The 14,543-nt window shown below is 37.2% G+C and carries 8 protein-coding genes; 7 read left to right on the top strand and 1 reads right to left on the bottom strand.

All coding sequences use genetic code 11. The annotated features are described in order from the left end of the window. Positions 1-433: transketolase family protein (locus AC1DDX_RS03710; protein WP_477621785.1), on the top strand; the 433-nt coding region annotated here is incomplete at its 5' end. Between the two features lie 74 nt (positions 434-507). Here the strand turns inward: AC1DDX_RS03710 and AC1DDX_RS03715 are convergent. Then, positions 508-2,163, bottom strand: a complete 1,656-nt coding sequence (locus tag AC1DDX_RS03715; RefSeq protein ID WP_288884338.1) for an alpha-L-fucosidase — start codon at positions 2,161-2,163, stop codon at positions 508-510. A gap of 717 nt (positions 2,164-2,880) precedes the next feature. Here AC1DDX_RS03715 and AC1DDX_RS03720 point away from each other — a divergent pair. From AC1DDX_RS03720 to AC1DDX_RS03745, 6 genes are all read left to right on the top strand, one after another. After that, the gene (locus tag AC1DDX_RS03720; RefSeq protein ID WP_172661062.1) at positions 2,881-4,068 is read left to right on the top strand and encodes an ROK family protein; all 1,188 of its coding nucleotides are present in this window, start codon (positions 2,881-2,883) and stop codon (positions 4,066-4,068) included. A gap of 115 nt (positions 4,069-4,183) precedes the next feature. Next, positions 4,184-7,540, top strand: a complete 3,357-nt coding sequence (locus AC1DDX_RS03725; RefSeq protein WP_288884336.1) for a SusC/RagA family TonB-linked outer membrane protein — start codon at positions 4,184-4,186, stop codon at positions 7,538-7,540. Between the two features lie 19 nt (positions 7,541-7,559). Further along, positions 7,560-9,161, top strand: a complete 1,602-nt coding sequence (locus AC1DDX_RS03730) for a SusD/RagB family nutrient-binding outer membrane lipoprotein (protein WP_288884335.1) — start codon at positions 7,560-7,562, stop codon at positions 9,159-9,161. Positions 9,162-9,218: 57 nt separating this feature from the next. Then, positions 9,219-9,800, top strand: coding sequence for a redoxin domain-containing protein (locus AC1DDX_RS03735; RefSeq protein ID WP_288884333.1), 582 nt, complete (start codon positions 9,219-9,221; stop codon positions 9,798-9,800). Further along, the gene (locus AC1DDX_RS03740) at positions 9,800-11,134 is read left to right on the top strand and encodes a cytochrome c (RefSeq protein ID WP_288884331.1); all 1,335 of its coding nucleotides are present in this window, start codon (positions 9,800-9,802) and stop codon (positions 11,132-11,134) included. The genes AC1DDX_RS03735 and AC1DDX_RS03740 overlap by 1 nt, the downstream gene beginning before the upstream one ends. Positions 11,135-11,189: 55 nt before the next feature. Next, complete coding sequence (locus tag AC1DDX_RS03745; protein ID WP_337715905.1) at positions 11,190-14,537, top strand: VCBS repeat-containing protein; 3,348 nt, start codon at positions 11,190-11,192, stop codon at positions 14,535-14,537. The last annotated feature ends 6 nt before the right edge of the window (positions 14,538-14,543 follow it).

A 14,543-nucleotide genomic window follows, 5' to 3' on the forward strand; every position in this document is an offset into this window, starting at 1 on the left:
TACTGATCCTGATCAGAAATTCGAAATCGGTAAAGCATGGATGGTAAATGAAGGTACTGATGTAACCATTATTGCAACCGGACACATGGTTTGGAAAGCCATTGAAGCTGGCGAAAAACTAGCAGAAATGGGAATTGATGCTGAAATCATTAATATCCACACCATTAAACCTTTAGATGAAGCAGCAGTTCTAAAATCTGTAAAGAAAACAGGATGTGTGGTTACCTGCGAAGAGCACAATAAGTTTGGTGGATTAGGAGAAAGCATTGCAAGATTACTTTCAACTGAACTTCCGTCTCCTCAGGAATTTGTTGCTGTTAACGACAGCTTCGGTGAAAGTGGTACTCCTGATCAGTTAATGACTAAATACGGATTAGATTCAATTAATATTATTGAAGCAGCTCAAAAAGTAATTAAAAGAGTAAAAAAATAACTACTTCTTAGCAGAGTATTTTCGGGCCAACGTCGGTTGGCCCGAATTACTTGTATGGAACTGAGTTAAATTGTTTAGGATATTTTGAACACCAGTGCATAACTCAGTTTCGACTCTACACCCGGAACTTTGATCGTTAGTCCGTCCGCAGTTTGCTGAAAATCTGAGGTTGTTCCCGTACCTAACAACGTTACCTTTTTTATAGCTTTGGTATTCAAGGAACTTCCCTTTGCAAGGCTTTTTATGTTCACCTTTCCGTCTTCTGGCCAGCCAAGAACTGTCGCATACAAATCGTTTCCTTTGGCGGTAAATCTGACATCTTTTGAATCAAATGGTTTTCCTTTGCCTTCATTAAAACCTGGCCCGCTTAGCGGAGCAACATTCTCTATTGCAGGTCCCTCACCGAATACCTTCCAGGGTTTGGTTGCATAAATAGCCTCACTGTTGATTTTCATCCATTCTCCTATTTCCTCTACCACTGCCAGCTCATCAGAGTCAATGGATCCGTCGCCTCGTAAAGGTATATTCAGGAGCAGATTCCCGTTTTTACTTACTACGTCCAGTAGGGTATGAATCACGGTTTTGGCCGACTTGTAATGGTGATTGTCAAAAATTCTCCGGTCATAATGCCAGGCACCGATACAGGTATCTGTTTGCCAGGTATAAGGTTCAATTTTATTGCTTTGCCCGCGTTCGATGTCCCAGATCATACACTTGCGCTGTTGTTCATTCAAAATCTTACCATTGACAACAGCGGTAACTTTTCCATTCTTCTTTACGCTTTTGTTGTACAAGTGGGCAGCAATCCTGAGCCCGGCATCACTGATCGGCCACAATGGTAACACAGTATCGTCAAAATAGACCAGCTCGGGATTGTATTTGTCAATAAGATCGATGGTCCTGTTATAAAACTTTTCGATATACTCCTTTGTAGGCTCTGCCACACCGTTTTCCCAACTCCATTGGGCATGAATGGCGCTGTTGTTTTCGCTGTCTTTACTCAGCGGATGATTCTGTGCATACAAATCTTGTGGATCTTTTCCATCCCACCACTTGCCCTTACCATCTTCTGCTTTAACTTTTCCATCGTAAGGAATACCGGCCTTTGGCCCATGTTTGTCCGCTCGCTGAGCAGTTTCCATCCAGCTCCATGCATGCGATGCATGAACACTTACCCCTAATGGTAATTTATATTTTTTTGCAGCTTTGGCCCAACCAGCCATAAGATCTTTTTTAGGCCCCATATTTACAGAATTCCATTCCTGGTATTTGCTATCATAAAGGTCCATGTTGTCGTGGTGATTTGCCAGCGCAACGAAATACTGTGCGCCTGCTTTTTTGTAGAGACCAACAAGATAATCAGGGTCCCATTTTTCAGCCTTCCACTTATTAATTACATCTTTAAATCCAAATTCGCTTGGATGTCCGTACTTTTCCACGTGGTATTTGTACTGATCAGAGCCTTCTTCGTACATACCTCTGGCGTACCAGTCACCTCGCTCAGGTTCGCACTGCGGACCCCAGTGAGCCCAAATGCCGAACTTGGCGTCTTTATACCATTGAGGGACAACGTATTTTTCCAGAGACTCCCAGGTTGGTGAAAAAGGTATCTTTGCGAATTCCTTACTTCCTGCAGGATCTAAAAAATAATTGGTCGCAGCTATTGATTTGGATAAGGCCATCGCTGGAATAATCGTTGCAAGCCCTTTAATTAGATTTCTTCTTTTCATAAAGATTTGTCAATTTGGTCCTTCAAAGGAAGGAATTTTAAAACTTACCGCAGCTAGGTTGTTTAACCATTTCATAAGCAATATTAACATATTGTGGTGTTAATATTGCTTATGAAATGGTTAAGAGGTGACCTGTGGGTATTTCATCGAAAGTGGCCGTTTTGTAATCTAAAGTCTGGTTTTTTATCTGGATATTTCAATTTTGTTTTTGCGAATTGAGGCAACTTCAACTCCGCTATTCTCCACTTTGAGGGTCAGCCTTTTAGTTTTAATAACTAAAAGGCTTTTTTATTTTGGTTAAATATTTTTGTATGTTTTTAGTCACTATTAGATAAATGAAATTGCATTATATTATTTAATTACCCCGAGATGCACCTAAAAATGTTGCTGTTATGTGGTTTGGTCTCGAATTTTGAGATGACTTCAGGGCCAAAGCGGAGCTTCCATTGAATTACCCATTTCTATTTAGTGAAATATATCCTTTCGCGAGTAATTTCTGATTTATACCGATTAGTATTAGCCGATCCTAGTCTGCTTCTTTCCATTAATGATTTTCTGTTAGCATGGCTGTTGGTAAATTAAATAGGCAGTAGGTTTCCGAGGTATGTACTGATTCTTGATTAATTATTTATTCAGAATGACCGATGTAATTAAATTTTTTAAAAAGTTTGCATTTCTTTTCTTTTATTTATATTTTTATGGAAACTAAACTAAAAAATGTCAGCAACAATTAAGAAAGCGCAGCAATTAAGGGCTGACATCATCAAGCAGCTTTATTATAAAAAAAAATCTTCGCTGATTGATTTAAGTAAGCGTACTAAAAAAAGCCTGCCTTTAATTACGTCGGCTGTAAATGCGTTAATGGGGGAGGGGTTAATTATAGAACAGGGTTTCGCGCCATCTACAGGGGGAAGGCGCCCTTTAATGTTTTTATTGAATCCCAATTATAAACGGTACATAATAGCTGTAGCCATGGATCAATTAACTACTCAGTTAACAATATATGATCTCTCGAATCACCAGGTTTTACCAACCCAGGTGGTCGATTTGGATATGACTATGAGTAAAAGTGCCGATACTTTGATCGCATTTATTGATGATTGTATAAAGAAGTCAACAATTGATAAAGAGCGTTTTTTGGGCATTGGTATTGGAATGCCTGGCTTTATCAATGCTGAAAAAGGTATGAATTACTCCTTTATGCAAGTTGAAAAGGACATCAGCCTGCAAGATTACCTCTCAAAAAAAATAGGGTTGCCGGTATACATAGATAACGATTCAAGTTTGATCGCTCTGGCCGAATTAAATTTTGGAGAAGCAAGAAATTTAAGTGATGTGCTCGTGGTCAATATTGGGTGGGGCACTGGCCTTGGAATGATTATCAACGGTAAATTATACCGGGGCAGCAGCGGTTACGCCGGAGAATTTAGCCATATACCCTTGTCTAATTCAAATACTTTGTGTTCCTGCGGCAAGCGGGGATGTCTCGAAGTGGAAACATCTCTTTTGATAATGGTTCAGAAAGCCGAAAAAGCAGTGAGAAATGGTGAAGAAACTAGCTTAAAGGCTCTTTTTAAAGATAAAAGTAAAAGCCATGCTGATCATTTCTTAAATGCAGTTGTAAAGCAAGATCCGCTTGCGATTTCCATTTTAGCTGAAGCCGCATTTCAGATTGGTAAGGGGCTGGCTACTTTAATTCACATTTTAAATCCTGAACGAATCGTGTTAAGTGGACGAGGTGCCAAAGCGGGAAAAATGCTTCTTCCTCCCATACAACAAGCACTCAATGAATTTTGTATACCGCGAATAGCTGAGCAAACTGAAATAATGTTCTCTACCTTAAGTGAAGAGGCAGAGTTGTTAGCAGCTGCCAGTTTAATGGTGGAGAATAGCTTATTCAATTAAAAACTAACTAATATAAATATTTAACTAAAACTAATTGTATATGCAGAAATAAAAGAAGATCCATCAAGAAATCCCTAATTATCCTAAACTAATATTAACTAAATAAATTAAAATTATGAAAAAAATGTACTTAAAGTGTTTTAGTCTGTTGTTGTTATGTTTTTTAACAATAACAGCTTTTGCACAGAAGAATATTACTGGCACGATAAAAGACGCGTCTGGTAATCCCATCCCTGGGGTAAGTGTTCTCGAAAAGGGAACTCAAAATGGAACTTCTACTAACGCCGAAGGAAAATTTGTGCTTTCAGTAAAAGAAGGTGCTAAACTGATTATTAAATCTATCGGTTTGGTTAGCCAGGAAGTTGCCGCTTCAGCCAATCAGACTATTGTGATGGTCGATGACACAGAATCGCTTTCTGAAGTTATTGTTACTGGTTTTGGTGTTAAGAAAGATGTCAAAAGACTAAGTTATTCGGCAACAGCTGTTAGCGGTAGCGAATTGGCAGAAGCAAATAACGCCAATGTGGTAAATGCTTTACAGGGTAAAGTAGCCGGTGTAATGATTAATCAGGGAGCCAGTGGTCCGACTTCTTCTTCAAGAATTAGAATAAGAGGTAATTCATCATTAAGTTCAAATACACAGCCTTTAGTTGTTTATGATGGGATATTAATGGAGCCGGGTACTTCCGGAGCAGACTCATGGGGCGACGCAGCAGATTTTGGTAACATTATGAAAAACATTAACTCTGATGACATAGAGAGTATCAGCGTATTAAAAGGAGCTGCTGCATCATCATTGTATGGTTCAAAAGCTGCAGGTGGTGTATTACTAATTACTTCAAAAAAGGGTAAAACTAGCAAAGGTTTGGGTGTAACTATATCTCAAACGAGCTCTTTTGATAACGCCTATAAATTTGTAGATCTTCAAAATCAATATGGAGGTGGAATTTCTCCCGTATTTGCTAAAGATGCTAACGGAGTAGATGTTGTTGATCAGTCAGCAGGTTACTATGTAGGTGGTTATTCTTTCGGTCCTAAGTTGGATGGCAGAATGGTAAAGGATTTAGATGGCGTAATGAGACCTTGGGTAGCCAATAATCCATTAGATTACTTTAATACCGGAAAGTTTATCAATACAAATGTATCGGTTGAAGGTGCCAGTGAAAACACATCTTATCGTTTAGCCTATACCAATTTAAATAATTCGAGTGTTGAACCTGGAAATAAACTAAAAAGAGATGCATTTGCATTTAGAGTGACCAGAGAAATTTCGAAATCAATTTCAGTTGATGCGAGTGTAAACTACACCATGTCGAATTCGTTGAATCCGGCAAGACAAGGAAGTGCGAATAATCCTTTGTTTGCGTTTACATATTATAAGCCTAGAAATGTTGATTTAAATGCCTATATCAATAACAATATCAACCCGGTAACCGGCGGTGCGTTGGGTTCGAGCGACAGAAATCGTTACGATCCTTACGGCATAGGATCATTTGCCTATGGACTTCAAAATGACAACAGGACTCAAAAGGAAAATAATTTATTGGCAAATATTGATGTAAATATTAAAATTCTTCCTTGGCTTTCGGCTTTGGTAAGAACAAATACTAACTTTTACAATATTGCTTACGAAAGAAAAAATAGAGGAGCTGGTATTGCCTTTGCAGGTGGCGATTACGAAATAACGCAAAATACCAATAAATCCTATCGTGTTCAAGGCTTGTTGAATGCAACTAAAGAACTTTCAAGTGATTTCGAATTGAATGCCTCAATAGGAGCGGAAACTTATCAAAAAAACCTGGGGGATGCTGCATTTTATAACAGGTCGGTTACCAATGGCGGACTTAAAGTTCCTGATCTTTATTCCATTTCAAATTCCATTGATCCTTCAACAACAACGGCTTATCCAAATTTGGGTGAACGTACTGACGCAGTTTATTTGTACGGAGATATTACCTGGAAAAACATGCTGACCTTAAATGTTAGCGGAAGAAATGACTGGTCATCGGCGCTTACTTACAGAGATGGTCACGGTAATTATTCCTATTTTTATCCAAGTGTAGGTTTGGCATGGATATTTACCGAATTACCAGTGTTCCAAAATAGTTCGATATTATCTTTTGGTAAGTTAAGGGGGTCCTACTCTTATACTGGATTGTCAGCAAAACCACAGCAGACCAATACTGATGGCTACTTTAAACTACAAGATGGTAGTTTTAACAATGCTAATGGTGGTAATCAATCGGTTTATGGATTTAGTGACAACATTCTTAGAAATGACAACTTAAAAAATGAGTTGACCAAGGAGTTTGAAATCGGTACCAATTTAGGATTCTTCAAAAACCGTTTGAATTTTGATGTCGCGTACTACAAGAAAAATTCCTACAATCAAATATTAAGCTTTTCTTTACCACAGGAATCGGGAGTTACTTCACAAGCTTTAAACGCTGGTAACATCCAAAATCAAGGTATTGAGGTTTTGATTACTGGTAAGCCAATTGAATCAAGAGATTTTAATTGGAATGCGTCTGTTACCTTTACACGTAACCGGAACAAAATATTGGAATTAGCACCTGGAGTTGAAAGTTACGATTTGGATTTAGCTTTTGGTAACGACATTACTTCTGTAGCCAGAGTAGGGGAACAATATGGATCGTTGATTACAGGTTATGCCTATTCATATTATCAAAAGAAAGACGCAAGCGGTAATCCAGTTGCCAGCCCAAGTAATGGCAAAAAAGTATTAGGTAACACAGGTTATGGAACTACCGGTGGCTATTACACTTTTGTTAGATCGCAGGATTATGATGGAACCAGGAAAAATCTAGGAACCATGATGGAAAATTATCTTGCCAGTACAAGACAAGACCTATCTTATAAAAACTTTTCTTTAGGTTTTCAAATTGATGCTAAAATTGGTGGTTTAATGGCTTCAGGAACCCATCAATATGGATCAGCGAATGGTTCATTCACAAATTCATTATTTGGTAGAGATGAAGCTTCAGGAGGGGTAAGTTATACCGATGCAAATGGCGTAACACAACACGATGGTATTATTCCGGATGGGGTATTAAACGATGGATTAAAGGCTAATGGAGTAGATTTAGGCGGAATGACCTATGCAGATGCGGTTAAACAAGGTTTGTTAAAACCAATCCCGGCTTATGCGTATTATGAAAATTTAAGTCAATGGTCTAGTGGTATTAGAGAATATTCAGTATTTGAAAATTCTTGGGTAGCACTTCGCGAAGTAACGGTAGGCTACACTGTACCAAGTAAGTATTTAAGTAAATTGAAAATAAATACCTTAAGCCTGAATTTAACCGGTAGAAACATAGCTTATCTATACAAAACAGCCAAGGATGGTGTAAATCCTGAAAGTATCTTTAGCAACAGGGCAGGTGCTTTTGCTGAATATGGTGGCTTCCCTTTGGTAAGAAGCTTAGGTTTTAACATCAGAGCATCGTTTTAATTATTTAAATACTACAGATATGAAAATTATAAATAAAGCAAAATATTTTTTCCTTATGGGTTCAACCCTGCTTGCAATGAGCGGTTGTAAAAAGGAAAGCTTTGTAAAGGCAAATTTAAACCCTAATACAATATACGAAGTTAAGCCCGAAGATCAATTTCTTAGAGCTGCAGTAGGCTCTCAAGATGATTTCGAGTACTTTGCAGATGTGTACCGTGCCGCAAACCTTTGGATGCAGTACAGTACGTTAAGCACTGGGAACGGATTGAACTTTAATAATGTTGGCTCGCAATTTAATACGCGTTACGGTAAAATATTTTATGGCAGATTAGGCCCGGCTTTAGCTGATGGGATAAGAAACATAGAATCAATGCCTGATGCTGATAAAAATGCAAGGGTACAGATGAAAGCAATTTCACAAATACTCTTATCATATTATGCATTTTATGTGAGTGACATCAATGGAAGTATTCCTTATACTGAAGCTTTTCAAGCGAGGTATGGCGGCACTAAAACCCCGGGATATGAAACCCAACAGCAAATATTTGCAAAAGTAGATGAAGAGCTGAAAGCAGCTGTAGCGACTTTAAAAGGCTCGGCTACAGGTCAGATCAGTCTTGGCGGAAATGACCCGTATTTCAATGGCGATGCAACACTTTGGGCTAAAGCAGCAAATGCATTACGTTTGAAAATAGCCATTCGCTTAATGAAAGTTGACCCAGCCAAAATGAAAACAATTGCAACTGAAGTATTAGCAGATCCAGTGCAAATGGCAAATGTTAATGATTCCTGGATGCTTAAGGTTGGACCATCTTATGCAAATGCAAATGGAAACTTTAACCCAGCAAACTTTGCAGCAGGTAAACCTGTTTTAGACTTTCTTGTTGCCAAAGGGGATCCTAGATTAGCGATATATTATCGTCCGAATGCAGCTGGAAATTATGTGGGAAGTTTTACCAGTCCTGATGAAGCAAAATTACCTGCAAATAAGCCACTGTATGCTTCGATAGATAATTTATCGCAGCTGCAACACCGGTTATTTACACCTAATTATGACAATAATGATGGCTTGAAAGCTGGTACAGGCAAAGGTTTTTTCCCCGTGCTAACATATGCCGAATATTGTTTTCTACGTGCTGATCTTGCAGCCCGCGGTGTTACTACAGACGTTGCTGAAACATGGTATAAAAATGGCGTATATGCATCTATTAAATTTTACAGTGACAGAGCTGTTGATGCGAATGTAAAAGATTTTACCGCCGTAACCGCTCCGGCAATTGATGCTTATTACAATAAAGCTGGAGTTAAATTTGATGCGGCTAAAGCTACTGAACAAATCGCTTGTCAGGCTTATTTGGATTTTTTCAGACAACCATTAGAAGCCTGGGCCTGGTGGAAAAGAACTGGTTTTCCTAATACTACGTCTGTTTTGGCATGGTCTGAACTAAAGGCCAATGGGACACCGCTAGTTTTAGCGCGTAGAGCTGGTATAGACTTGCTAAGTCCAACCAACTTAAATTATGCAAATCAGCAAACTGCATTGGCAGAAATGGCTAAAAATCCAGATTTTGGAACCGGTCCAAATGATGCTTTTGGTCGTGTTTGGTGGGATAAAAAATAATTGTTAAATTATAAAGCCCTTAATAATTTTATTAAGGGCTTTTTTTAATCAAAAACCATGAGGCCGTTTATTTTTCGATTAAGTTTTTTGCTCTCCTTAGCCATTTTCCCTGTTGTTATAAAGGCTCAGGAAAAAATGATCTCTCCTGCAAAAATAAATTCGATTAAATTGATTGATTTAGGCGGTAAAGAAAGTCGAATTAATTTAAGTAAGGCAGTGGTTTTTGTTTTTTTAAGCCCCGAATGTCCATTATGTAAAAACTATTTACCCGGTTTGGTAAAACTTCACAATGCTAATAAAAGCATCAATTTTTATGGTATAATCCCGGGTACCAGTTATTCATTAAAAGAAATAAATGAACTTAAAAATGAATACGGGATCAACTTCAGTTTATTAACTGACAGAGAGAAACGATTGTCAAAATATTTAGGTGCAACCACAACACCTGAAGTTTTTTTAATCAATAAAATGGGTGCAATAACCTATAGTGGACTAATCGATAACTGGGCTACCTCGCTAGGACAAAAACGCTTGGTAATTACTGAGAAATATCTTGAACAAGCTATAAAAGACCAGTTAAATGGTAAACAAACATTTAAAAAAACTATTCCTGTTGGGTGCCTAATCAACGATATATAATGAGCTCAAAATCTTTACTACTTTCAAAAATTATTACCATTGTAATTGGGTTATTCATTTGCGCAAATAACGTAAATGCCCAAAAAATAACTTACTATAAAGATGTTGCACCCATTATTCAAAATAAGTGTCAATCCTGCCATAGGCCTGGGGAGTCTGCTCCATTTTCTTTATTAACTTATGAGGATGTTGCAAAAAGAGGCTCTTTTATTAAAAAGGTAACACAATCTGGTTATATGCCGCCATGGAAACCAGATAACCATTACAGACTATTTAAGAATGATAGGTCATTAACGAATGAAGAAAAGCTAACTATAGCCAAGTGGGTTGACGCAAAAATGCCAATGGGCAATATTAGCGAAACGCCAAAAACTGCAGTTAAAACATTTATTGAAGGGACCCAGTATTCCAGGAAGCCTGATCTTGTTTTACAAACAATTAAACCATTTAAAGTTATTGGCGATAATAAGGAGCGGTTTATTGTTTTTAAAATTCCTTTTAACATTGGTGCTGAAAATAACGTCGAAGCAATGGAGTTTTTTTCATCCAATAAAAAAGTAATACATCACGCTAACTTTGCCATTCACCCTGTAGCAGATGATATTGAAATTAACCAGGGTGCTGATTTTTTAAACTTAACAGAGGATGACAGGACCAAATATTCGCAGTATTTTCCTTTTAAAAAAACAATGACCTATTATGGTGGATGGATTCCAGGAACGTCCTATGAATCTTATCCCAATAATTTTGGTTGGGTTATGCCTAAACGGGGTGTCATCTTATTAACCATACATTATGCTCCGGTATCAAAAGACGAAGAAAGTATTTCCGGAATAAATTTCTTTTTCAAAAAAACACCAATAGAACGAAAAGTTGAGGTGATTAGCTTAGGTTCTGCCGGTGTAGGCGAAAACGCTATCGAGCCTTATTTTTTCATCCCGGCCGATTCTGTAAGAAAGTTCGAACTAAAAATCACAACACCACAAGATCAATCTTTACTATACATTTGGCCACATATGCATTACTTGGGTAAAATATTCAAATCATATGCGGTAACGCCTCAGCAAGACACAATACAGCTCGTTTCAATCCCATCCTGGGATTTTAGATGGCAAGAAATTTACCAATTTAAAAGTTTAGTAAAAATTCCCAAGGGCTCTGTATTAACCATAGAGGGTACTTATGATAATACAAAGAGTAACCCTAACAATCCCAGTAGTCCGCCTCGAAACGTTTATTCGGCCAATGACATGAAGTCAACCGATGAGATGATGACCATGTTGCTTGTATTTTTACCTTATAAAGAAAATGACGAACAAATAGAACTAAAATAAAGATTTGCAGCTACCCATGTAATAATACTTTAGGTTGATTTAAAAAAAAAATACCATGAAAATAAAGATATGGCTATCTGCACTTTTCTTCTCAGTACTAGCTGTTGTTAACAATGCCAATGGGCAACAGCCTTTATTTTCCTTGCTACCAGCAAAAGAAACAAATATCAGTTTTGTAAATAGGGTAATTGAAACCGATTCATTACATGTGATGAATTATGAATATTTGTATAACGGGTCGGGAGTTGGAGTAGCGGATTTTAATGGTGATGGTTTGCCTGACATTTTTTTTTCGGCAAATGCCGGAGATTATAAATTATACCTTAATAAGGGTAATTTAAAGTTCGAAGATATTACCAATAAAGCAGGTGTAAAAGGAAATGGCACCTGGGCCACAGGAGTAAGCATAGCAGATGTAAATGGAGACGGTTTGCCTGATATATATGTTTGTCATTCAGGAAAATTTCCTGATGATAAACTCAAAAATGAATTGTTTATTAATCAGGGAATTAAAGGAGGTATACCTATTTTTAAAAACATGGCCGAAACTTATGGTCTTGATGCAATAGGAACTCAATCCACACAGGCCGTTTTTTTTGATTATGACAATGATGGTGATTTAGATATGTTTTTGCTAAATCATTCCAACCAAACTTATAAGCCTTTTTTAAATACTAAAAAAGTACGATCTACCCCAAATATGAAATACGGGAATCGTTTATTTAGAAATGATTCTAAAAATAATCAACCTCATTTTGTAGACGTTACTTTAGCCTCAGGGATTATAAACAATGCCTTAAATTTTGGGCTAAGTGTAGCGGTAAGCGATTTAAACAATGATGGCTGGCCAGATATTTATACCTCAAGTGACTATACCGAACAAGATTGCCTTTACATCAATAATAAGAATGGAACTTTTTCGGAAAGTATCCGGAAATCAATTAAACACATCTCAAAATATTCAATGGGTTCGGACATTGCCGATTATAACAATGATGGAAGACCGGATATCTTGACTCTTGACATGCTGCCAGAAGATAACCACAGGCAAAAACTGCTTAAAGGGCCGGATGAATACGATCAATATCACTTATTGTTAGACAGTGGATATTATAACCAGCAAATGAGAAATATGCTACACTTAAATGAAGGTGTGGCGCAGGATGGTAGCTTGCGCTTTAGTGAAATAGGTCAGTTGGCAGGTGTTTCTAATACAGATTGGAGTTGGGCATCGTTATTTGCAGATTTTGACAACGATGGCTGGAAAGATTTATTTATATCCAATGGTTATTTAAGAGATTTTACCGACATGGATTTCTTAAAATATACAGTTGCCAGTGCACAAAAAGAATCGCTTAAACAAGGGAATTTAAAGTTTCAAACTTTCGATTTGGTAAAAAAAATGCCCTCAAACAAAATTTCAAATTATATTTTTTCTAACAATCATGATTTAACTTTTAGTAACAAAACGGCAGAGTGGGGAGTTTCAGAGCCTTCTGTTTCCAATGGTGCCGCTTATGCTGATTTAGATAATGACGGTGATCTGGACTTGATTGTTTGTAATATAAACTCACCTGTAATGGTGTATAAAAATAACTCAGAATTACTAAAACCCAACTATTTGAAAATTGAGCTTGTCGGTACAGGGTTAAATACGGCTGCAATAGGAGCTAAAATTTATGTTAAAACAAAAGATAACATACAGTATCAGGAAAAATATGTGGTACGTGGTTATCAATCTAGTGTAAGTCAAACAAATTGTTTTGGTGTAGGTAAAAATACTGAAATAAATTCCGTTAGGGTCATTTGGCCTGATGGAAAAGAGAGCTTTATTGAAAACATACAATCGAACCGAACATTAACTTTCAATCAGAAGGATGCGGTAATCAAAAAAGAGAATATTACTAAAACAAAACCCTTGTTTGTAGATAACAAACTAGAATCGGGACTAGAATTTAAACATAATGAGAATGATTTTATAGACTTTAAAGTCGAAACGCTTTTACCTTATCAGCTATCAAAATTCGGCCCTGCTTTAGCCAAGGCAGATGTTAATAAAGATGGAATAGAAGATGTTTTTATAGGAGGGGCAATTGGACAGACAGGTCAATTATTCTTAGGTAATAAAGAAGGAAACTTTAATCCCTCGCCAAATCAACCTTGGGATGAAGACAAAGTGAGTGAAGATGTAAATGCAGTTTTTTTTGATGCAAATGGCGATGGGGCTCCTGATCTTTGGGTGGTAAGCGGTGGAAATGAATATGATGAAAACGCGCCTGAATATCAGGATCGATTATATCTAAATGATGGGAAAGGTATTTTTCACAAAGCTAAAGACGCATTGCCGAAAATGTGGAGTAGTAAACAGGCTATTAGCGTTGTTGACTTTGATAAGGATGGAGATTTAGATGTTTTTGTTGGCGGAATGAGTAAACCGGGCTCTTTCCCGCTATGTAGTAAAAGCTATTTGCTGCGAAATGAATCAAAAGGAGGGGAAGTAAAATTTAGCGACGTAACCAGCCAACTTTCTCCCGATTTGGAGTACGCGGGAATGGTTGTTACATCTTGTTGGCAGGATTTGAATAAAGATGGATATCCAGAATTGTTAATTGGCGGAGACTGGATGTCGTTAAAGAAGTTTAAAAATGAGAATGGGGTTTTGAAATATGATAAAGACTCGGGCTTAGAAAATTCAGACGGTATGTGGAGTAAGATCGTACCAATGGATGTGAATAATGATGGAGCAATTGATTTCGTTGTAGGGAATTGTGGTTTAAACAATCAATTTAAAGCGAATAGTAAGCAACCAATGACCATCTATGCTTCAGATTTTAATAATGATGGCGTATTAGATCCAATTATGTGTTACTACATTCAGGGAGAAAACTATCCAATGGCATCTAGAGATGAACTACTTGATCAGATGGTTCAATTAAAAAAACGGTTTTTAAGTTATAGTTCCTATTCGGACATAACTATAGATAAGTTATTTACACCGGAGCAGTTAAACCAAAGTCAGAAATTTTACTGCAAACAACTCGAAACATCAATTTTGTTAAATGATGGAACCGGGAAGTTTACCATTAAGCCCCTTCCGATCGAAGCGCAGTTTTCCAGAACATGGGGTATAGTTGTAGATGATTTTAACAAGGATGGAAAAGATGATCTCCTTTTGAGTGGAAATTTTTATCCCTATCGGGTTCAGCTAGGTCAGGCAGATGCTGGTTTGGGTTTACTTTTAATTGGAAATGGCAAAGGTGATTTTAAACCAATGTCTCCTTACGATTCGGGGCTGTATATAGATGGAGACGTTAGAAATATGATTGAGATTAAAGGAGAAACCAAAAAAATTATTATCGTTAAAAATAATGATAAAGTTCAGCTTTTAAAGGCTGCTAATTAAATCGAA

Source organism: Pedobacter sp. 10L46_2 (genome assembly GCF_056395165.1).

Excerpts from the sequence above, each read along its gene's own strand:
- AC1DDX_RS03735 (WP_288884333.1), top strand. The coding sequence starts at position 9,219 with ATGAGGCCGTTTATTTTTCGATTAAGTTTTTTGCTCTCCTTAGCCATT.
- AC1DDX_RS03725 (WP_288884336.1), top strand. The coding sequence starts at position 4,184 with ATGAAAAAAATGTACTTAAAGTGTTTTAGTCTGTTGTTGTTATGTTTT.
- AC1DDX_RS03730 (WP_288884335.1), top strand. The coding sequence starts at position 7,560 with ATGAAAATTATAAATAAAGCAAAATATTTTTTCCTTATGGGTTCAACC.
- AC1DDX_RS03740 (WP_288884331.1), top strand. The coding sequence starts at position 9,800 with ATGAGCTCAAAATCTTTACTACTTTCAAAAATTATTACCATTGTAATT.
- AC1DDX_RS03720 (WP_172661062.1), top strand. The coding sequence starts at position 2,881 with ATGTCAGCAACAATTAAGAAAGCGCAGCAATTAAGGGCTGACATCATC.
- AC1DDX_RS03745 (WP_337715905.1), top strand. The coding sequence starts at position 11,190 with ATGAAAATAAAGATATGGCTATCTGCACTTTTCTTCTCAGTACTAGCT.
- AC1DDX_RS03715 (WP_288884338.1), bottom strand. The coding sequence starts at position 2,163 with ATGAAAAGAAGAAATCTAATTAAAGGGCTTGCAACGATTATTCCAGCG.